This window comes from Bacillus sp. z14 (2026) (genome assembly GCF_058313575.1).
In genome coordinates this window covers 201726-223148 of sequence record NZ_JBZFQK010000003.1, presented here as the reverse complement: position 1 = coordinate 223148, position 21423 = coordinate 201726, and the positions used below count along the sequence as shown (strand labels likewise).

At 39.1% G+C, this 21423-nt stretch carries 20 protein-coding genes; 10 read left to right on the top strand and 10 right to left on the bottom strand.

The genetic code is table 11. From position 1 onward, the window contains the following. The first annotated feature begins 37 nt into the window (after nucleotides 1-37). The 6 genes from AC4G3O_RS12105 (at nucleotide 38) to eno (ending at nucleotide 7163) form a co-directional block, all read left to right on the top strand. A complete protein-coding gene (locus AC4G3O_RS12105; RefSeq protein ID WP_066106212.1) occupies nucleotides 38-1069 on the top strand; it encodes a sugar-binding transcriptional regulator in 1032 nt (343 codons plus the stop codon). A gap of 58 nt (nucleotides 1070-1127) precedes the next feature. Further along, nucleotides 1128-2135, top strand: a complete 1008-nt coding sequence (gene gap, locus AC4G3O_RS12100) for a type I glyceraldehyde-3-phosphate dehydrogenase (protein ID WP_066106217.1) — start codon at nucleotides 1128-1130, stop codon at nucleotides 2133-2135. A gap of 171 nt (nucleotides 2136-2306) precedes the next feature. Further along, on the top strand, nucleotides 2307-3491 hold the full coding sequence (locus AC4G3O_RS12095) for a phosphoglycerate kinase (protein ID WP_066106220.1): 1185 nt from the start codon (nucleotides 2307-2309) through the stop codon (nucleotides 3489-3491). A 31-nt stretch (nucleotides 3492-3522) separates the two neighbouring features. Continuing rightward, on the top strand, nucleotides 3523-4281 hold the full coding sequence (gene tpiA, locus AC4G3O_RS12090) for a triose-phosphate isomerase (protein ID WP_066106223.1): 759 nt from the start codon (nucleotides 3523-3525) through the stop codon (nucleotides 4279-4281). Continuing rightward, nucleotides 4278-5813: a 2,3-bisphosphoglycerate-independent phosphoglycerate mutase gene (gene gpmI / locus AC4G3O_RS12085; protein ID WP_066106226.1), complete on the top strand. Its 1536-nt coding sequence runs from the start codon at nucleotides 4278-4280 to the stop codon at nucleotides 5811-5813. Before tpiA ends, gpmI begins: the two co-directional genes overlap by 4 nt. A gap of 54 nt (nucleotides 5814-5867) precedes the next feature. Further along, nucleotides 5868-7163 carry a phosphopyruvate hydratase gene (gene eno, locus AC4G3O_RS12080; protein ID WP_066106229.1) on the top strand — a complete coding sequence of 432 codons (1296 nt, stop codon included), beginning with the start codon at nucleotides 5868-5870 and terminating at the stop codon, nucleotides 7161-7163. A gap of 186 nt (nucleotides 7164-7349) precedes the next feature. Here the strand turns inward: eno and AC4G3O_RS12075 are convergent, their stop codons facing one another. Then, complete coding sequence (locus tag AC4G3O_RS12075) at nucleotides 7350-8585, bottom strand: LysM peptidoglycan-binding domain-containing protein (protein ID WP_491136231.1); 1236 nt, start codon at nucleotides 8583-8585, stop codon at nucleotides 7350-7352. Between the two features lie 712 nt (nucleotides 8586-9297). Here AC4G3O_RS12075 and srtB point away from each other — a divergent pair. After that, nucleotides 9298-10041, top strand: a complete 744-nt coding sequence (gene srtB / locus AC4G3O_RS12070) for a class B sortase (protein ID WP_491136230.1) — start codon at nucleotides 9298-9300, stop codon at nucleotides 10039-10041. A 46-nt stretch (nucleotides 10042-10087) separates the two neighbouring features. On the opposite strand, the gene AC4G3O_RS12065 is transcribed toward srtB, so the two are convergent. After that, the gene (locus AC4G3O_RS12065) at nucleotides 10088-10930 is read right to left on the bottom strand and encodes an aldo/keto reductase (RefSeq protein ID WP_066106239.1); all 843 of its coding nucleotides are present in this window, start codon (nucleotides 10928-10930) and stop codon (nucleotides 10088-10090) included. Between the two features lie 90 nt (nucleotides 10931-11020). Then, entirely contained in the window at nucleotides 11021-11668 is a 648-nt protein-coding gene (locus AC4G3O_RS12060) for a bifunctional 4-hydroxy-2-oxoglutarate aldolase/2-dehydro-3-deoxy-phosphogluconate aldolase (protein WP_066106242.1), read from the bottom strand. Nucleotides 11669-11861: 193 nt separating this feature from the next. On the opposite strand from AC4G3O_RS12060, the gene AC4G3O_RS12055 reads away from it, so the two are divergent. Continuing rightward, on the top strand, nucleotides 11862-12632 hold the full coding sequence (locus tag AC4G3O_RS12055) for an IclR family transcriptional regulator (protein ID WP_490558638.1): 771 nt from the start codon (nucleotides 11862-11864) through the stop codon (nucleotides 12630-12632). 179 nt (nucleotides 12633-12811) lie between these two features. Here AC4G3O_RS12055 and AC4G3O_RS12050 read toward each other — a convergent pair whose 3' ends face one another. The 7 genes from AC4G3O_RS12050 to AC4G3O_RS12020 all read right to left on the bottom strand — a co-directional run bounded on the left by AC4G3O_RS12050 (nucleotide 12812) and on the right by AC4G3O_RS12020 (nucleotide 19674). Then, a complete protein-coding gene (locus AC4G3O_RS12050; protein ID WP_066106248.1) occupies nucleotides 12812-13762 on the bottom strand; it encodes a sugar kinase in 951 nt (316 codons plus the stop codon). Between the two features lie 57 nt (nucleotides 13763-13819). Beyond that, nucleotides 13820-14809: a 2-keto-3-deoxygluconate transporter gene (gene kdgT / locus AC4G3O_RS12045; protein WP_066106251.1), complete on the bottom strand. Its 990-nt coding sequence runs from the start codon at nucleotides 14807-14809 to the stop codon at nucleotides 13820-13822. A 175-nt stretch (nucleotides 14810-14984) separates the two neighbouring features. Then, nucleotides 14985-15434 carry a NanQ anomerase/TabA/YiaL family protein gene (locus AC4G3O_RS12040; protein ID WP_262366002.1) on the bottom strand — a complete coding sequence of 150 codons (450 nt, stop codon included), beginning with the start codon at nucleotides 15432-15434 and terminating at the stop codon, nucleotides 14985-14987. A gap of 36 nt (nucleotides 15435-15470) precedes the next feature. Next, entirely contained in the window at nucleotides 15471-16247 is a 777-nt protein-coding gene (gene kduD / locus AC4G3O_RS12035; protein WP_148630660.1) for a 2-dehydro-3-deoxy-D-gluconate 5-dehydrogenase KduD, read from the bottom strand. A gap of 92 nt (nucleotides 16248-16339) precedes the next feature. Next, nucleotides 16340-17170, bottom strand: a complete 831-nt coding sequence (gene kduI, locus AC4G3O_RS12030; protein ID WP_140461762.1) for a 5-dehydro-4-deoxy-D-glucuronate isomerase — start codon at nucleotides 17168-17170, stop codon at nucleotides 16340-16342. 359 nt (nucleotides 17171-17529) lie between these two features. Further along, complete coding sequence (putP, locus tag AC4G3O_RS12025; protein WP_066106265.1) at nucleotides 17530-18996, bottom strand: sodium/proline symporter PutP; 1467 nt, start codon at nucleotides 18994-18996, stop codon at nucleotides 17530-17532. A 342-nt stretch (nucleotides 18997-19338) separates the two neighbouring features. After that, nucleotides 19339-19674, bottom strand: a complete 336-nt coding sequence (locus AC4G3O_RS12020; RefSeq protein WP_139892222.1) for a winged helix-turn-helix transcriptional regulator — start codon at nucleotides 19672-19674, stop codon at nucleotides 19339-19341. A 174-nt stretch (nucleotides 19675-19848) separates the two neighbouring features. On the opposite strand from AC4G3O_RS12020, the gene AC4G3O_RS12015 reads away from it, so the two are divergent. Both AC4G3O_RS12015 and AC4G3O_RS12010 read left to right on the top strand, forming a co-directional pair. Then, nucleotides 19849-20697, top strand: coding sequence for a VOC family protein (locus AC4G3O_RS12015; RefSeq protein ID WP_491136229.1), 849 nt, complete (start codon nucleotides 19849-19851; stop codon nucleotides 20695-20697). Nucleotides 20698-20739: 42 nt separating this feature from the next. Then, nucleotides 20740-21345: a nitroreductase family protein gene (locus AC4G3O_RS12010; protein ID WP_491136228.1), complete on the top strand. Its 606-nt coding sequence runs from the start codon at nucleotides 20740-20742 to the stop codon at nucleotides 21343-21345. Nucleotides 21346-21423 lie beyond the last annotated feature (78 nt).

The following is a 21423-nucleotide window of genomic DNA, read 5'->3' as shown; positions in this document are numbered from 1 at the left end:
CAAAAAATGACCAAAGTATAAAAGGAGTTTGAAGGATATGGACGGAATACTCCATTTACAGAAGAAATTAATTCCAGATATATTTGAGGTCATGCAAAAAAGATACAATATCTTAAGAACGATTCGTACTCTGCAGCCGGTAGGCAGACGAAGCTTATCACTGACTTTGAACATTACGGAGCGGATTTTGCGCAGCGAAGTGGAATTTTTGAAAAACCAAAATCTTATACTCATTGCGAGCTCTGGAATGACTGTTACCAATGAAGGGAAAGAGGTACTCGACCATCTGGGTGGTGTAATAAGGCAATTATCGGGTATAGATGATATGGAACGCCTATTACAGGAAAAACTTAATTTGGAGAAAATTATCATCGTTAGCGGTGATAGTGACCAATCCCCATGGGTAATAGATGAGCTTGGACGTGCCGGTGCTTCGCGTATGAAAAGTCTCTTAACGGGTAAAAATATCATTGCCGTAACAGGTGGAACAACAATGGCAGCAATAGGAAGAATGTTACCTGATGTCTCAGAGCTTCCAGATGTGGATGACATTTTGTTTGTACCAGCGAGAGGCGGTCTTGGCAAGGGTGTTCAATACCAGGCCAATACAGTTTGCGAACAAATGGCGGAAAAGATGCATTCACGATATCGTGTCCTGTATGTACCGGACAACCTAAGTGAAGCAGCATACAATACGCTAACCAGTGAACCTGCTATACATGAGGTATTGAATTTGTTGAAATCAGCTAATATCGTTCTTCATGGTATAGGGGAAGCCAAAACAATGGCTGAAAGAAGGAAATCATCCGATGACAGTCTTCAGGAGCTTGAGAATAAAAAGGCAATTGGAGAGGCGTTTGGATATTATTACGATGAAGATGGCAACATAATACAAAAAGTCCATACAATCGGCCTTCAATTAGATGATCTGGTTAATGCGGAACATGTAATCGCCGTCGCTGGCGGAGCTTCAAAAGCTAAGGCAATAAAAGCCTATATCAAAATGGCACCTAAAAAACCGATTTTAATTACGGATGAAGGTGCGGCACTACAGTTACTTAAGGGATAACACCCTTTTGAATATAATTTAAATCTATTTCTAAGATTCCAAAAGGAGGAACCTTCTAATGGCAGTAAAATTAGGTATTAATGGTTTTGGTAGAATTGGACGTATCGTATTCCGTGCAGCGTTAAATAATCCGGAAGTAGAAGTTGTAGCAGTTAACGATTTAACTGATGCAAAAATGCTTGCGCATCTTTTAAAATATGATTCCGTTCATGGAACTTTAGATCAAGATGTAACAGTTGACGGAGACTACTTAGTAGTAGCTGGACAACGTGTAAAAGTTCTTGCTGAAAGAGATCCAGCTCAACTTGGTTGGGGAGATCTTGGAGTAGATATCGTTGTTGAATCTACTGGACGTTTCACTAAACGCGCAGATGCTGCAAAACACCTTGAAGCTGGCGCTAAAAAAGTTATCATTTCTGCACCTGCATCTGATGAAGATATCACAATCGTTATGGGTGTTAACGAAGATAAATATGACGCAGCTAACCATGATGTAATCTCTAATGCATCTTGTACTACAAACTGCTTGGCTCCATTTGCAAAAGTATTGAACGATAACTTCGGTATCAAACGCGGAATGATGACTACAATTCATTCTTACACAAATGACCAACAAATCTTAGACTTGCCACACAAAGACTACCGTCGTGCTCGTGCTGCTGCTGAAAGCATGATCCCTACAACTACTGGTGCTGCTAAAGCTGTTGCTCTAGTATTACCTGAATTGAAAGGTAAATTGAACGGTATGGCTATGCGTGTACCAACTCCAAACGTATCTGTTGTTGACCTTGTTGCTGAATTAGAAAAAGAAGCAACTGCAGAAGAAATCAATGCAGCATTGAAAGCAGCTGCTGAAGGTGAATTAAAAGGAGTTCTTGAGTACAGCGAACTTCCATTAGTATCTCGTGACTACAATGGAACTACTCAATCTTCTACTATTGATGCTCTTTCTACAATGGTTATGGAAGGCAACATGGTTAAAGTACTTTCTTGGTACGATAACGAAACTGGTTACTCCAACCGTGTAGTTGACCTTGCAGCTTACATTGCTAAAAAAGGTCTTTAATCTTTACGGAGTAGATAGAAAACCTTATTAAAGGTATAATGAATTTGTTTAAGGGGGGAGAGGGGAAAATTCCCCTTTCTCCCTGTTTTATTTTAACGGCAATTAATCAGAGTTTGGGCAGACCTGATTAAGTCTTTAGCTGGTCCCTTATTTTAAAGGAGGTTCATTTAAGTGAACAAAAAATCGATTAAAGACATTGATGTACAAGGAAAAAAAGTATTTTGCCGCGTTGATTTTAACGTACCAATGCAAGATGGCAAAGTAACTGATGACACAAGAATTCGTGCGGCTTTACCGACTATTCAACTTTTAATTGAAAAAGGCGCAAAAGTAATTCTTGCAAGCCATTTAGGCCGTCCAAAAGGTGCAGTAAAAGAAGAGTTACGCTTAACTCCTGTTGCTGCGCGTTTAAGCGAATTGCTTGGCAAAGATGTTAAGAAAACGGATGAAGCATACGGAGAAGCTGTACAAGCTGAAATCGGGCAGATGAAAGATGGCGATGTACTTCTTCTAGAAAACGTACGTTTCTATCCTGGTGAAGAAAAGAACGATGCAGAATTGGCAAAAGCATTTGCAGATCTTGCAGATGTGTATGTAAATGATGCATTCGGTGCAGCTCACCGTGCACATGCTTCCACAGAAGGAATTGCAAAACATATCCCTGCTGTAGCCGGTTTGTTAATGGAAAAAGAATTAGAAGTGCTTGGAAAAGCTCTTTCTAATCCAGAACGTCCATTCACAGCAATTATTGGTGGAGCAAAAGTAAAAGATAAAATCGGTGTAATTGATAATCTTCTTGAGAAAGTGGACAACCTAATCATTGGCGGTGGACTAGCATATACGTTCATCAAGGCTCAAGGTTATGAAATTGGTCAATCTCTTTTAGAAGAAGATAAAATTGAATTGGCTAAATCCTTTATGGATAAAGCAAAAGAAAAAGGTGTTAACTTCTTAATGCCGGTGGATGCGGTTATTGCAAAAGAATTTTCACCTGATACAGAGTCTAAAGTGGTAGATATTGATGCGATTCCAGCTGATTGGCAAGCGCTTGATATCGGACCAAAGACTGCAAAATTATATGAAGACACTATTAAAAATTCCAAACTCGTGATCTGGAATGGACCAATGGGTGTATTCGAATTTGATAAATTCGCTGGCGGTACAAAAGCAGTAGCAGAAGCACTTGCAAATGCGGAAAATACATACTCCGTAATTGGTGGTGGGGACTCAGCTGCGGCAGTTGAAAAGTTCGACCTTGCGGATAAAATGAGCCACATCTCTACTGGAGGCGGTGCTTCCTTGGAATTCATGGAAGGTAAAGAGCTTCCTGGTGTTGTAGCATTAAACGATAAATAAATATACGGACACATACGAGAGGATGAGGAAAGTGCGTAAACCAATTATCGCAGGAAACTGGAAGATGAATAAAACGGTTGGCGAAGCTTTACAATTCGTAGAGGAAGTTAAAGGTTCCATTCCTTCTCCAGAAAAAGTGGATGCGGTTGTGTGTTCTTCTCCACTATTTCTTGAATCGCTTGTAAAAGCAACAAAAGGAACAGACCTTAAAGTTGGTGGGGAAAATATGCACTTTAAAGAAAGTGGCGCATATACCGGTGAAGTAAGTCCGGAAGCACTTTCTGATTTAGGGGTAGACTATATTATCATTGGACATTCCGAGCGTCGTGAAATGTTCAATGAAACTGATGAAACAGTTAACCAGAAGACATTGGCTGCTTTTAAACACAATTTAATCCCTATTGTGTGTTGTGGGGAAACGTTGGAGCAGCGTGAAGCTGGTAAAACAAAAGCTCTTGTAGCTGATCAAATTAAAAAGGCATTCAAAGGCCTTACGGAAGAACAAGCTAAGAAGACAATTATTGCTTATGAACCAATCTGGGCAATTGGTACAGGAAAGTCTTCCACAGCAGCTGATGCTGATGAAGTTTGCGGTCATATCCGTCAAACAATCGCTGATAGCTTTTCAACTGATGTGGCAGAAGCAATTAGGATTCAATATGGCGGTTCTGTTAAACCTGAAAACATCAAAGAATATCTTTCAGAAGATAATATCGATGGTGCTTTAGTTGGCGGAGCAAGCCTTGAACCAACTTCTTTCTTAGGATTATTGGAGGCTGTTTCTAAATGAGTAAGAAACCAGTAGCGTTAATCATTCTCGATGGGTTTGGATCTCGAGATGTAACACAGGGTAATGCTGTGGCACAGGCTAAAAAGCCTAACTTTGACCGTTATTGGGCAGAGTATCCACATAATCACCTGATAGCGAGTGGCTTAGCAGTTGGTTTGCCGGAGGGACAAATGGGTAACTCAGAAGTTGGCCATTTAAATATCGGTGCAGGCCGGATTGTTTATCAAAGCTTAACTCGAGTAAACCTTGCGATTCGTGAAGGTGAATTCGAAAAGAATGAAACTTTCTTAGGCGCGATTCAACATGCGAAAGAAAATAATAAGGCTCTACACTTAATGGGATTATTATCTGATGGTGGAGTACACAGCCATATTCAGCATTTATTTGCATTACTTCGCTTGTGTGCTAAAGAAAACTTTACAAATGTTTATGTACACGGCATTTTAGACGGACGTGATGTTGGTCCTCAAACTGCTGAAAAGTACATTCAACAAACTGAAAATATGTTTAAAGAAATTGGTGTAGGCCAGTTCGCGACTATTTCAGGACGTTATTACTCCATGGACCGTGATAAACGCTGGGATCGTGTAGAAAAAACGTATCGTTCCATGACTTATGGTGAAGGACCTTCTTATTCTTCCGCAATGGAAGTAGTAGAGGATTCCTACCGTAATGGGATTTTTGATGAATTCGTTCTACCATCTGTAATTACGAAAGCTGATGGACAGCCTGTGGCGAAAATTGAAGATAATGATTCTGTTATTTTCTATAATTTCCGTCCTGACCGTGCTATCCAAATTTCTAACGTATTTACAAATGATGATTTCCGCGGCTTTGACAGAGGCCCAGGATTCCCGCAGAATTTGTATTTTGTTTGCTTGACTCACTTTAGTGAAACTGTTAAAGGATATGTTGCATTTAAACCAACAAATCTGGATAACACAATCGGTGAAGTCTTATCGCAAAACAACTTAAAACAGCTTCGCATTGCCGAAACTGAAAAATACCCACACGTTACCTTCTTTATGAGTGGTGGACGTGAAGATGAATTCCCAGGCGAGAAACGTATTTTGATTAATTCTCCAAAGGTTGCCACGTATGACCTTAAACCTGAAATGAGCGCTTATGAAGTGACTGAAGCCCTTATGAAGGAATTGGATGAAGATAATCATCATGCGATCATCCTAAACTTTGCTAACCCTGATATGGTTGGGCACTCCGGAATGCTTGAACCAACAATCAAAGCAATTGAAACTGTGGATGAATGCCTTGGAAAAATCGTCGATAAAATCCTATCTATGGGTGGTAAAGCCATTATCACAGCTGACCATGGTAATGCTGATGAGGTAATCACTCCAGATGGAGATCCGATGACAGCACATACGACAAACCCTGTTCCAGTGATTGTCACTGATAAAGAGGTAGAACTTCGTGACGGTGGAATTCTGGGTGATTTAGCTCCAACTATGCTTGAACTATTGCATGTAGAGCAACCGAAAGAAATGACTGGAAAATCATTAATTAAAAAGTAAGTTGTACAAACTATAAAATGTACTATATTTTCCAATTAAAAGGAGAGAAATTTAATGCCAATTATTATTGACGTTTATGCACGTGAAGTATTAGACTCCCGTGGTAACCCAACAGTTGAAGTAGAAATTGAAACAGAATCTGGCGCATTCGGCCGTGCTATGGTACCAAGTGGTGCTTCCACTGGTGAATACGAAGCAGTAGAACTTCGTGATGGCGATAAAGACCGTTACCTTGGAAAAGGTGTTCAAAAAGCAGTAGATAACGTAAACAATATCATTGCTGAACAAATCATCGGTATGCATGTTCTTGATCAAGCTGGAATCGACAAAGCGATGATCGACCTTGATGGAACTGAAAACAAAGGTAAATTAGGTGCGAACGCAATTCTTGGTGTTTCCATGGCTGCTGCAATCGCTGCTGCTGATTACCTAAACATTCCTTTATACCGTTACCTTGGCGGATTCAACACGAAACAGCTTCCAACTCCAATGATGAATATCATCAACGGTGGTTCTCACGCTGATAACAACGTTGACTTCCAAGAATTCATGATCATGCCTGTTGGAGCTCCAACTTTCAAAGAAGCAATCCGTATGGGTGCTGAAGTATTCCACAGCTTGAAAAAAGTTCTTCACGACAAAGGCTTAAACACTGCAGTAGGTGACGAAGGTGGATTCGCTCCAAACCTTGGTTCTAACCGTGAAGCTCTTGAAGTAATCATTGAAGCAATCACTAAAGCTGGCTACGAAGCTGGTAAAGATATCTACCTTGCAATGGACGTAGCTTCTTCTGAGTTCTTCAACAAAGAAACTAAGAAATACGATCTAGCAGGCGAAGGACGCAATGGTCTTTCTTCCGAAGAAATGGTTAACTTCTATGAAGAATTAATCAACGAATTCCCAATCATCTCTATTGAAGATGGTTTAGATGAAAACGACTGGGAAGGCCACAAATTGTTAACTGAGCGCATTGGCGATCGTGTACAACTTGTTGGTGATGACTTGTTCGTTACAAACACTAAAAAGCTTGCTGAAGGTATCGAAAAAGGTATTGCTAACTCTATCCTAATTAAAGTTAACCAAATCGGTACTTTAACTGAAACTTTCGATGCAATCGAAATGGCAAAACGCGCTGGTTACACTGCAGTTGTATCCCACCGTTCCGGTGAAACAGAAGATTCTACAATCGCTGACATTGCAGTAGCAACAAACGCTGGCCAAATCAAAACTGGTTCTATGAGCCGTACAGACCGTATCGCGAAATACAACCAACTTCTTCGTATCGAAGATGAGCTTGGCGATTTAGCTGAATACAAAGGTCTTCAATCTTTCTACAACCTTAAGAAATAATTAACGAAGTAGAAATTTTTGATGAGAGTATTTTATATGATTTTCAAGGACGCTTGAGAAGTATTATAAAAGCTCAAAAGGGAAAACTTCTTATACTGATGAATTTCAGTATAAGAAGTTTTTTTTTTACCATAAAACGCCTCTTTCCTTATTGGAAAGAGGCGTTTTTGTTAGAATAATGGTTGATTAATTTTGAATGAACATTTGCACCCAGTAATGCTCATACTTTTCATAACCAATCCCGATTTCAGTATAGTTTGGATTTAGGATATTTTCTCTGTGACCCTCTGAGTCCATCCAACCTTCCATAACGGCTTCAGCTGTTCTGTGGCCTTGCGCAATGTTTTCAGCTGCTGCTACATATGTGATTCCGAAAGCCTTCATCATATCAAAGGGACTTCCGTATGTTGGTGAAGTATGGGCGAAATAACCGTTTTCTGACATATCCACAGCTTTCGTGTAAGCAACCACGGATAAGTCTGCATTATTGCGGAGAGGTTGTAGACCGTTTTTAGCTCTTTCCTCGTTGACTAATGCAACAATTTGGTTGACGATGGCTTGGTCATTGCCCTCTGGCTCTGTTACTTCAGGAGTAGTCTCAACAGGTCCCGTTACTTCGGGAGTGTTCTCAACGGGCTCCGTTACTTCAGGAGTAGTCTCAACAGGTTCCGTTACTTCGGGAGTGTTCTCAACGGGCTCCGTTACTTCAGGAGTAGTCTCAACAGGTTCCGTTACTTCGGGAGTGTTCTCAACGGGCTCCGTTACTTCAGGAGTAGTCTCAACAGGTCCCGTTACTTCGGGAGTGTTCTCAACAGGCTCTACTTCAGGAGTAGTCTCAACAGGTTCCGTTACTTCGGGAGTGTTTTCAACAGGTTCCGTTACTTCGGGAGTGTTTTCAACAGGTTCCGTTACTTCAGGAGTAGTCTCAACAGGTTCCGTTACTTCGGGAGTAGTCTCAACAGATTCCGTTACTTCAGGAGTAGTCTCAACAGGGACCATTACTTCTGGAGTAGTTTCTTCAGGTTTAGTAACTTCCGAATTGGTTTTCTCAGATTCTGTCACCTTTGGTAGATTAATTTTTTGTCCTGGAAAGATTAGATCTTTATCATGAATTTGAGAATTTACATTTAGTAATTCAAGAAAATCCACGTCCAATTTCCTGGCAATACCCCATAATGTATCGCCAGAAAGTACGGTATATTCCTTCATAGCATCAGGCAAGTTAATAACTTGGTCGGGATAGATTAAGTCTTTATTCGGAATTTGATTATTAACTTCTAAAAGTGCTTGAAAATTAACATTATTACGTTCCGATATATTCCATAAGTTATCACCAGATCTTACTGTGTATGTTTCAGCAAAAGTTGACATTGGGCTTAACAAAATGACTGATGTCATCGTAAGGGCTATCTTTATTTTCATATAATAAAATGTGCCTCCAGTATTGTTTAGGTATATTATCAACTAATGCCTAGGAATACTAGTTTAATAATATTTATTCGCATATAAACAACCAATCTATCTAAAATTTTAAATAGTAAACTGTTGGTTAACCATATTGAAGGTAACATTAAAGAGAAAATTCAGTCAAGTTTTATGCAAATATTGTCGAATAATGACGAAAAACATCCATGTTATCCCTAAATTGGTATCGTTCTCGAGAAAGACATAAGGATGAGTCTGTGACAGTAATAAGCTTATGCACTGGGAATTGGAGTTAGTGAATAAACAGCTCAGCAACTAAGTTTATCATTTAAAAGCATACAAACGGACGATTGATTGTTTCGATAAAAGATGAACAACTAGAATGAGGATCTGAGATGACTAAATTACAACAAGAAGAGACTTCAATGGAAATTGGTGAGGGAATACTTAAATACCAATATAGATTGTGAAAGGGAGTAAAAAGAATAATTCTACGAAGTAAAATTCCTATCCGAGTATGTATATGATTCCCAAAAATCGCTTGAGAAGTTTTTGAAACTTTAAAGGGATAGAATTAGTCAGACTTTAACCTCCTTATGCTTAAAATGTGAGGGTTTTGTTTTATTTGATAAGCTATTGTATTCTGAAATGTCTGTTATTAAACTTATATTATATAAGAATAATAATTTTCTTAAGAGAGTTGAGAGGCATGAAGCGAAGTCGGACAATTATATCAAAGTTAATCGGTTTAGGACTACTGATTGTGTTTTGCTGGTCAGGGATTTATTTGTTTCAATATGCAATGGATGAATATCAGATGTATAAATTGGAGAAGAAGCTGGTTCAAGATAAACACAAGGTCATATCAGAAGAAACAGGTAATGCCGATTTTACTAAATTGGTAGAGCTGAATGACCAATCGGTTGGTTGGATCACCATTGATGGAACAGCCATTGACTACCCCGTTGTACAGGGTGATGATAACAGTTACTATTTAACACATGATTTTAACAATAGCTCATCCATTCAGGGAAGTATTTTTATGGATTATCGTAATCAGGAAGGTTTTGCAGACAATCATATCATTCTTTATGGACATAATATGAAGAACGGTACGATGTTTCATGATTTGAATAAATACAAGGATGAAAACTTCCTATACGAGCATAGATACATAAACTTTTATGGGAAAACGGGCTATTATAAGTGGGAGGTTTTCTCTACTTATAACACAGATCCAAATTTTAATTATATCCAAACTGAGTTTGGAACTAGTGAACAGTATCTTGCTTTTATAAACCAATTACGATCAAGGTCAGATTTTAGCTATAAGGGAGAACCGTTGTCTGATAAGGATAAGGTTTTAACGCTCTCCACATGCAGCCAAGGTCTAAAGGATGGAAGAAGGGTGGTCCATGCAAGATTAATAGAAGAGAGAGCATACGCGGAGTAACAATAGAAAGGAGGCAGCCTATATATAAGCTGCCTCCTGATTATTATTAAAATTCAAAGCCTGCTTTCATTGTATCAGGATGAGATCCAGCACGGCTATCTTGATTTAATTGATCAATTCTTTCCATATCCTCTGCAGATAATTCAAAGTCAAAGATACTGGAATTTTCAATAATGCGATGTTCTTTAATTGATTTTGGAATCGTTACGACACCATGTTGCAGATCCCAGCGCAGGATAACCTGGGCAACCGATTTATTGTGTTTCTCGGCAATTTCTTTAAGAACTGGATTGTCCAAAAGCTGTCCTTGTTTTAAAGGAGACCAAGCTTCAAGTTGAATTCCTTCTTTTTTGCAATATGCACGAAGATCCTCTTGTGTTAGATGAGGATGGAATTCCACTTGATTCACCATTGGTTTAATTTCAGCTGTAGCAATTAAATCCTCAAGGTGATGAACCAGGAAGTTACTTACGCCAATTGCACGAACTCGTCCATCTTTGTAGAGTTTTTCAAAGGCTTTCCATGTTTCTTTATATTTATCCTTCCCAGGCCAATGAATTAGATAAAGATCCAAGTAATCCAAGCCTAGCTTTTCCATGCTTTCATCGAAGGCTTTTAAGGTAGATTCATATCCTTGTTCACTATTCCATAGCTTTGTTGTAATAAATAAATCCTCGCGTGGCACACCTGATTCTTTTATCGCTTGGCCTACGCCTTCTTCATTACCGTAAATGGCAGCTGTATCAATGCTGATATATCCATTTTGGATGGCTGCTTTAACAGACTGGATAACCTCTTCGCCTTCTTGAACTTTAAAAACGCCCAATCCAAGCCATGGCATTTCAACGCCATTATGTAAGGTGACTGTATCTTTGAGATTTGTTGGCATATCTGAATCCTCCTCTGTCTAATTTGGTTTTTTCTAACTATTCTTTTATTATAAAGGATGACTGTTCAACTTAGTTAATAGAATGAATTCTTATTTTTTTCTTGCTGCTACAGCCTTTTCAATATACATCTTTGCGATTTCAGTAATCTGATCGTAATCGCCTGTTTTGGCCGGTGCTAACAGATTGCCGCCGACTCCGACAGCAACGCAGCCATTTGAAATCCATTCTTCAATATTATCTAAACTCACCCCGCCGGTTGGCATTATATTTACCTGAGGGAGAGGGGCTTTTACGGCTTTTATAAACCCAGGGCCAAACGCATTTCCAGGGAATAGTTTAACAATATCAACCCCAGCTTCCAATGCTGTTTTCATCTCTGTAATCGTCATACACCCAGGCATATAAGGGATTTGATAGAGGTTACACAACTTAGCTGTTTCCCCATCAAATGCCGGGCTGACAATGAACTGGGCACCTGCTAAAATAGCAATTCTTGCAGTAGTAGCATCCAGGACGGTTCCAGCACCGATGACTACCTTTTCATTAGTTTTATAGACAGAAACCAATTCCTTGATGACCTCGTCTGCTGACTGGACTGTGAAAGTCACTTCAATCCCCTGAATACCACCTTTTACACAGGCTTCGGATATCAAACGAGCTTCTTCCTTAGAGTTAGCTCTAACGACTGCGACTACACCACATTCCGTAACCTTTTGTAAGATTGCTTGTTTTTTCAATATGAACACTCCTTTTCGTACTGTAATCATTTCTTTGCATACTTGCTGAGTTTTATCTTTCTATAATAGTTCTTATTTCGAATTTACAAAAATTGTAGGTTCCCGTATCATTATAGATAGAGCAGGATATTGGGAAACCTTACGATTGATCAGGAATCTCTCTATACAAATCAACTAAAAGAGGTAGAAAATCATGTCTAATGTTCAATCGATTGAACGAGCTTTAACTATATTAAATAAACTTTCAGAATATCCGAATGGTCTCCAGGTTACACGTCTGTCCGAACAGGTGGGTTTAACAAAGAGTACCGTCCACAGGCTTCTGACTACCTTGTCCAATATGAACTATGTTGTAAAAGATGAAGAGACCGATAAGTATAAACTTGGGCTGCAAATTCTCTTTTTATCTAGAAATCTTCTGAACAACAATGATGTCATCACAGTGGCAAAGCCCTATCTCGAAAAATTATCTCTTGAAGTCAATGAAACGGTTCATTTATGTATAGAGAACCTTGGTGAGATTGTTTATATCGATAAAATAGAAAGTAATCAAACGGTTCGCATGTTTTCACGTATTGGTAGCCGGGCGCCGATGTACTGTACGGCAGTCGGTAAAGTGTTATTATCTGGAATGGATCAGGAAAAATTTGATTCTATTCTTTCCAAAACAGAATTCATTGCTAAGACTCCTACTACAATCACGTCGCAAGAACAGCTTTTAGAAGAAATCGAGAAAATAAAGATAGAAGGCTACGCATTGGATAACTCAGAGAATGAAGAAGTCTTAAGATGTATTGCGGCGCCTATTTATGATCATAAAGGGAAGATCATCGCGAGTTTCAGTATATCTGGGCCCAATAATCGCGTGACTATGGACTTGATTAATGAAACGCTAATTGAAAAAATGAAACACTACAGTATGGCCATCTCTAGAAACTTGGGATACATAGGAAGTTTAAACTGAAAAGTAATCTCTGCGCCTTTGATTGATTTTATCCAAAGATCCTATTAGGAGATTAGGATATCTAATCTCTTAGGGAGCGCATGTGCAGAGTTACAGGGAATGGCATTTATTCTGATCATTTTAAAAAGCAAAAGTAAAGATAATGGATGCCATTATCTTTACTCTTTATGAGCCTTTATTTAAATCTCTGCGATTGAATCCTCCATGTAAGCTAGTAAACTTTCATGGTTAGGCAATCCATCATTGTCTCCTGGAGACATAACGGCAAGTGCCCCAATTGCGGCTCCACGCTTTACAGCTTCTTTGATGGGAAGTCCTTCTAATAGACCGCTTACTACCCCAACTGCAAAGCCATCTCCGGCACCTACCGTATCAACAACCTGTTTGACAGGGAAACGGTCGGTATAGAAACGTTCGCCTTCTGAACTGGTAAATGCCCCTTTTTCACCAAGTTTAATAACGACGGTTTTAACACCTGCTGCATGATAGTAGTTCGCAATATGTTGAACATCATCCTGGCCGGTTAACAGTACCCCTTCCTTAATGCCGGGAAGGACAATATCTGCGCGACATGCCAAATCATTGATAATTTCAGCCATCTCTTGTTTATCCTCCCAAAGACCTGGACGGAGGTTGGGGTCGAAAGAAATTTGCACACCATTGGCTCTTGCTGTATCCATTAATTCATAGACCATATCTCTGCAGCCCCCTGAAAGAGCTGGTGGTATACCAGTTAAATGAATATGATTATAATCGGTCCAGTTTATATGAGCGATTGTTTCCCGATTCATATGGGAAGCGGCTGAATTTTTCCGTGCCGAAAATACTTCCGGGTCGCCAGCACTAACTTTTTGCTTAAATTGCATACCTGTTGTATGGGTTGAATCATATTTAATATATTCGGTGTTAATCGAATTTTGCTGAAGAAATGTTTCTATGCTTTTTCCAAACGGATCTTGGCCTAATTGGGTTATATAGGTGACCTGATGGCCTAAACGTGCCATACCGATTGAAAAATTAACCTCGGCACCTGAAACAAAACGAACAAAACGGTCGGCGGTTTCTAATGAACCTTCTTTTTCAGAAACAAAAAGGGCCATTGGTTCTCCCACGGTGATAATTTTACTCATAGGATCCTCCTGTTCATTCCAGAAGGGGCAAGCCATTTGCCCCCCGGGACTAGAATATTAAACGGTAGCTTTGCTATCTGGTGATATCGTATCTTTGTTTCTCTTTTTCATATATTGAGCCCAGTATGCAGTTAAGATTGGTACCAATATCGATGTTACAATAACAGATGCGGCCACCAGAGAAGTAGCAGATTGAGCAACAGGCATGAATTCAGGTGCCATTGTTGCAATGATCATTGGGTTGGCGACAGCAGCTCCTGCTGTACTTGATGCAGCAAGACCAGCTGTTCCGTTACCGCCTCCAATATATTTATCTGCCAGTATCAATGGAATACCCGTAATAATAATAACTAATACACCCAGCAAGATTCCTCCAATACCTGTTTGAAGAATAACACCTAAATCGATTGAGTTACCCAATGCAAATCCAAAGAATGGAATCATAGTAGTAGTAGCCTTGCTGAAAAAGTCGCGTAAATCAGAATCAAGGTTTCCAAGAAGGAATCCTAGTAAGAAAGGTAATACAGCACCTACAAAAGCTTGTGGTTCAAATGCAGCAAGACCGGTTGAACCCAGAATCAACATTGTTACAAGCGGGCCGGATTCTATGGACATCAAGACAAAAGCGCCTGCTTCTTCTTTGGTTCCATATTGTTGCATGATGGATGCATAAAGTCCGCCGTTTGTCATATCCATGGCTGCCACTAAAGCGAGAACGGACAATCCTGCGAAAACTCCAGTCTGGATTCCACCATCAGGAATAAACATAGATGCCACTAATGCTATAAGCCAGGCAACCGCGATTTTGGTTATAACAAGGGTTCCGGATTTACGTAATACAGTTCCTGTTGCTTTAATATTAATACCGGCACCCATACAGAAGAACCAAACGGCTAAGATTGGAACCGTTCCTGTCATTAATCCGTTTGTGAATGAACCAAAGTATTCACCTGATGTTGGAGCAAAAGTATGTATAATGGCCCCTAAAAATAGTGGTACCAGCATGAGCCCGCCTGGGATTTTTTCAATCGTCTTTAAAATTCGCATGATGATCTACCTTACCTTCCGGATTAAAATGAGGTCACAATTATGTAAGGTCTAAGATGGTAGATTTATGGATATAAAGCTGGAATTATGATTTTCTATGATTGATAGATTTCTCTTGTTCACATACATATTCTCTTTGGTTGGATTGAATCTTCATATCCAGGGATTTTAGGATTTACCGTTTTACTTTAAGAACAATTTTTTTAACCATTTGCTTTTCTTCAGTTATAATTCCAACCTTGTGGGAATCTTTTGGGAAACAAATCATCACATCACCTGGATTCATGGCTACAAGCGTTTGGACATCACCTTCAAGAAAGATAGCATCTTTTGCTTCATCGTAATTTTCCTTGATTTGTTGACGATTTATATGGTCAACGGCAATGTTTTCTTTGCCTTCAAGAATATAATGGATGTCCAGGTATTTTCGGTGGGCTTCCCAAATACAGTCAGGTTCTTCCTTTGTTTCATATTCATTGAGGAAGAAAAATAAATTCTCGTCAATGTCATGGCGCCCAGCAGAGTACTGGGAGCTATCGAACTCTTTTAAAAATGTTAATTTTGATTGTAAATTTTCAGCAAGACTCTTTTGCTCAATCAGGTCATCTATATTGCCGGTAATCAATGAAATCAGCCCCATTCAAATTGGTGTAAGCCCTTTTTAACGCGCTAACCAACCACCGTCTACTGCGAGAATATGTCCGTTCATATAATCGGATGCTTTACTTGCCAAGAACACAACGACTCCCATCAAATCAGCTGGTTTAGCCCATCTTCCAGCAGGAATTCTTGATAGAATTTCCGCATTCCGTTTCTCATCAGCACGAATAGGATCAGTGTTAGCGGTTTCAATATAACCAGGTGCAATCGCATTAATTTGAATATTGTATTGTCCTAACTCATTGGCAAACGCTTTTGTTAACCCGGCAACACCGTGTTTACTCGCTGTGTATGGTGGGATAAACTTACCGCCCTGGAAGGAAAGCATGGATCCAATATTGATGATTTTTCCGCTTTCTTGTTTGACCATCACTTTTGCTACTTCTTGGCTAAGGAAATAAACAGCATTTAAGTTAATGTCCATGACTGCGTTCCAGTCTTCTTCTTTATATTCAAGTAAGGGAGCACGGCGAATTGTTCCTGCATTATTAACGAGAATATCAATCCGACCAAATACACTTACGCATTCTTCGACAATATCTTTTATACTTTCTCTATCCGTCAGTTCAGCCTGTTTAAAATGAGCTTTCCTTCCGGTAGCTTCAATTAAGTCCTGCGTTTCCTTCCAATTATCATTATGGGTAACTACGAATACATTAGCTCCGGCTTTCGCCAAGGCAACCGCATATCCTTGTCCTAGGCCTGTATTGCCACCGGTCACGATGGCTACCTTGTCTGTTAAATTAAAGTAATCAAGTGAAAAGTTTTCTAGACTCATTTGAAACCCACCTTAAACATTATTTTTAAAATCTGTGTTTTTTTGGAATAGCAAAGAAAAATTAATGCCATTATTTTAAATCGTTCCTGAAATTATCTGAGCTCATCTATTGATACAGCATCCATATCATTGTAGGTTTTGTTTTCGCCGGCCATCGCCCAAATGAATGTATAGTTACTAGTAGCACTACCGCAATGGATGGACCATGGAGGTGAAATAACCGCCTGCTCATTTTTCATCACAATATGGCGAGTTTCTGTAGGTTCACCCATCAGATGGAACATTCTCGCATTTTCATCTAAATCAATATATAGGTATACTTCCATTCTGCGGTTATGTGTATGGGTTGGCATGGAGTTCCATACGCTTCCTGTATTTAATTGCGTCATTCCCATTACGACTTGGCAGCTTTGTATTCCTTCATTATGAATCATTCGTCTAATCACACGGTCATTTGCATTTTCTGCTGATCCTAATCGGTCGCCCTCAATATCATTAAATGCTACATGTTGGGTAGGATACTCTTTATGTGCAGGGGCAGAGAACAAATAATATTTTGCCGGTTGATCAGATTGGTTGCTTGTGAAAATTAACTCTCTTTTGCCTAAGCCAACATATAAACAGTCTTTATTCTCCATTTCATATACTTCACCATCAACGGTAATTTTACCGCCGCCTCCAACATTGAAAATTCCGACTTCTCTGCGCTCAAGGAAATAATCTGCTTTAATTTCATCGTAACCCTCTAGAGAGATAGATTCGTTTAAAGGAGTAATGCCTCCGATAATAGCGCGGTCTTCCATTGTATTCACAAGCTTAATTTCTCCTGGTACAAATAATTCCTCAATTAAATAATGTTTACGGATTTCCTCCGTTGTAAAAGTTTTCGCATGATCAGGGTGAGTAGAATATCTTATTTCCATTATTCACATCTCCTTCATTTAATTTATAAAATTTTGTGCAGCAATCAATGAAGCTCTTTACTTTAGTTGTTGGGAACAAACTGCTGGTTGCTTAAAAGAGTACAAGTAGCAGCTCTTCCAGAATCAAGTCTTCTGGTTACCACTCTCCAATTTTTAATTAATTTTGAAATTGTTCCACATTATGGTACATCGTCCCATAAATTAATTATAGCGCTTTCATAGATAAAAAGATAGCGAGAATATGACAATATATTGAATTTAATAAAAAAGTTGGAGGGGAATTGCGGACTAGTAGTCCAGTCATATGGGGCTATTTTTCAAAAAAAAGCATTGGGGCTCGCCCCAATGCTTTTTACTTTCTATTGCCTCATTAAATCATTAAATTGCTTGTATTGGATACCCACTTCTTGCTTCGGTGGAGCGGTCAGTAAGCTGACAATGATGATAGCAAGTGTGCTTGCTCCAAAGCCAGGAATCATTTCATAGAGCGTATCAGAGAGACCTAAGCTGGACCATATAATAACAGTGAAGGCACCCATAACGATACCTGCCAATGCTCCCCATTTATTCATACGTTTCCAGAAGAGACTTAAAAGGATGAGCGGACCGAATGATGATCCGAAGCCTGCCCAAGCATAACCAACCAGTTCGAGAATTGTGGAGTTCTTTTCCCAGGATAAAAATAACGCGACAATCGAGACAATTAAAACGGACAATCTTCCTAAGAAAACAAGTTCTCTATCAGATGCTGATCGTCTGAAAAATGTTTTGTAGATATCTTCTGTTAACGAGCTGGATGTAACGAGAAGTTGCGAAGAAATGGTACTCATAATAGCTGCTAAAATAGCTGAGATTAAAAATCCAGTAATAATCGGGTGGAATAATACTTCTCCTAAAACGATAAAGACCGTTTCCGGGTTTTCTAATGGTGAGCCATTTTGTGAGAAATACGTAATCCCGATAAATCCAGTCAGCATTGCCCCAATAATAGAGAAAATCATCCATCCCATTCCGATTCGACGGGCCTTTTTAATTTCTTTAACAGATGAAATGGCCATAAAGCGGACAATGATATGAGGCTGGCCGAAGTAACCAAGTCCCCAGGCAATGGAAGAAAGGATGCCCAGTATCGTTGTGCCTCTGAAAATATCTAATAAGGCTGGATTGATAGATCGTGCTGTATCAATTGATTCTCCAAATCCGCCCACTTCAATAAGAGTGACGATTGGAACAAGAATCAGTGCTATAAACATGATGATCCCTTGCACAAAGTCAGTCCAGCTGACGGCAAGAAATCCTCCAAACAAAGTGTATGCGACTACTACTAGAGTAACCACTATTAATCCAGTATGGTAATCAAGCCCGAATGTACTTTGGAATAGTATACCGCCGGAAACCATCCCCGATGAAACATAAAAGGTAAAGAATACAAGAATAACAAGTCCAGAAATCAAGCGCAGTATTTTTGAGGTATCGCCAAAGCGGTTCTCTAAATAGCCAGGAATTGTAATGGAATCATTGGCTATTTGTGTATAGGTACGCAGTCTTGGCGCTACATAAATCCAGTTAGCCCAGGCTCCTATAGTTAAACCGATGGCAATCCATGCTGCGCTAAGGCCGGATACGTACATAGCTCCGGGTAATCCCATTAACAGCCAGCCACTCATGTCAGCAGCTCCTGCACTTAATGCTGTTACGGCAGGTCCGAGTGTTCTGCCGCCAAGCATATAATCAGATAAATTGGATGTTCTTTTATAGGCAAAATATCCGATCCCGAGCATTAAAATCATGTAAATAATAACTGATGTTAATAATGCATAATCCATCTGTGATCCCCCTTTGTCTCTTCTCTAATTTGTCCTGCACTTTCACTTACTATCTAGAATAAAACGTTTGATTAAGTTTATCAGAAAAGTTAAAATATTTCACTTTATATATAAGTAGATCAAAAATTAAAGATAGTGAATACATAGCTTCTAAATGAAAGCGTATATAATTAACGCTTGTATTAGGGCTTTTTATAACCAGCACCTAAACAAGTGATGATTAAAAAATAATGAAGGGATGGGAGAGTAGGGAAACCTCCTATTCTCTTTTTTTTTATTGTAGGCTGATATGAATTTCAATCAAAAAAAGAAAAAACCGATTGCGGCCAGCGCAATCGGCATTTATTTTTGATCAGTTTCTGGAGAATCCTTTTTCATCCATTCATCGGCCCATTTTGCAATGGATTGCATCATAGGCTTCATGGCTTCTCCTGCTTCTGTTAAGGAATATTCAATTCGGACCGGCGTTTCCGGATAAACTTCGCGTTTGACAATCCCTTGTTTTTCCAATTCCTTTAGCCGTTCAGATAGTACTCGTCCACTGATACCAATTGAGGATTCCAGCGTACAGAAACGCTGAGGACCGGATTGCAGTTGATAAATAATTAACCCTGACCAACGGCGGCTGAGGATATCCATAGCTTTCTCAAATTTAGGACAAATGTGAGATTGATTCATATTACATCACCCCTCTGGTCTATATTATATCGTATTATTGAAAAATCATATAATTATTTATAGGAAATAATTTACTTGATATAAATTTATTACTAAAGTATAATTACTTACATAAAGTAAGTTATGTACTGATTAAATTATAAAAAAACAAAATGCCATTTGGGAGAGAGTAATATGAACTTTCATCAGAAAACAAATACGTTTGTGAAAAGTCTTGAATTGAAGATACTTAATATGGAAAGATCGCTCGCCTTTTACGAAAACATCATTGGTTTTAAAGTGCTGGAGACAGAGGAGAATCGTACAGTTTTAACAGCTGATGGGGAAACACCATTATTAACTTTGATTCAACCTGAAAATGTTATACCAAAAGAGGCACATAAAACCGGGCTGTACCATTTTGCTTTATTGTTGCCTTCACGTGCAGATTTAGGAAGCTTTTTGCATCATATTGCAAAAATTAATTACCCATTGGGTGCTTCAGATCATCATGTTAGTGAAGCACTATATTTACAGGATGTTGATGGGAATGGAATTGAAATTTACGCAGATCGCCCAGCTTCCTCATGGATATGGAAAGACAAAGAGGTTCATATGGTTACGGAGCCTTTGAAGGCAGAAGAAGTATTGGCAGCAGGAGAAGACACGATGTGGAAAGGCCTTCCGTCTGATACGGCAATGGGGCATATTCATTTGCATATTGGCAATCTTGAACTGGCGGAGGAGTTTTATTGCCAGGGATTGGGATTTGATGTAGTTACTCGTTATGGAAATCAGGCATTGTTTTTGTCCACAGGTGGCTACCACCATCATATCGGTTTAAATGTATGGAATGGCAGGAATATACCGGCTGCTTCAAAAGAAAGTGTGGGACTCCAAACATTCACTATTCATTATCCTAATCATGAACAAAGAGAAGAAGTGATTTCACGTTTGAATAATATAGGTGCTGAAGTTCGAGAAGAGAATGGAATTTGGGTAACAACAGACCCGTTTGGTTTATCTATTCGGTTATCTGTCTAAATAGATTTTAGTATGTATAAAAACATTGGGGAGGAATAAATCATGACAAATACAAATGAATTTTTATCAGCAATTGAAAAAAGACGTTCACTGTATGCGATTAGTAATGAAAAGGTAATTTCTGAAGAAAGAGTAGAGGAGATTGTTAAATTCGCCGTCAAGCATACACCATCTGCCTTTAACTCACAAAGCGCAAGAGTAGTCGTATTATTTGGAGAACAAAGTAATAAGTTTTGGAGTATCACAACTGAAACATTACGAAAAGTCGTACCTGCCGAAAATTTTGGTGGCACTCAGGAAAAAATGGATATGTTTAATGCTGGATATGGCACTATACTCTTCTTTGAAGATCAATCGGTCATAGAGGGGCTGCAGTCACAATTTGATCTATATGCAGATAAATTCCCTATTTGGTCTAATGAAGCCTCCGGAATGCTGCAGCTCGTCGTTTGGACAGCTCTTGAAGCGGAAGGATTAGGAGCTACACTTCAGCATTACAATCCGTTGATTGATGAAGAAGTGAAGGCAACCTGGAATATACCTGCAAGCTGGAGATTATCCGCCCAAATGCCATTTGGTAAACCAGTTGCTCCTGCTGGTGAAAAACAATTCAATCCAATTGAAGATCGTGTGAAAGTGTATAAATAAATCAACAAAAAAGACGCTCCATTTTTAGTTTACTCCAAAAGTTAGATTTTATATCTAACTTGAGGTGCTAAAAAGTGA